A 283-nucleotide genomic window follows, 5' to 3' on the forward strand; every position below is an offset into this window, starting at 1 on the left:
AGTCCTTTCTAGAGGTTCGTAGTGAGGACTTCAGTCCTTTCTAGAGGTTCGTAGTGAGGACTTCAGTCCTTTCTAGAGGCTCGTAGTGAGGACTTCAGTCCTTTCTTGAAGTTCGTAGTGAGGACTTCAGTCCTTTCTAGAGGTTCGTAGTGAGGACTTCAGTCCTTTCTAGAGGTTCGTAGTGAGGACTTCAGTCCTTTCTAGAAGTTCGTAGTGAGGACTTCAGTCCTTTCTAGAAGTTCGTAGTGAGGACTTCAGTCCTTTCTAGAAGTTCGTAGTGAGG

The organism is Microcoleus sp. Aus8_D2 (assembly GCF_036702665.1).
Taxonomy (GTDB): domain Bacteria; phylum Cyanobacteriota; class Cyanobacteriia; order Cyanobacteriales; family Microcoleaceae; genus Microcoleus.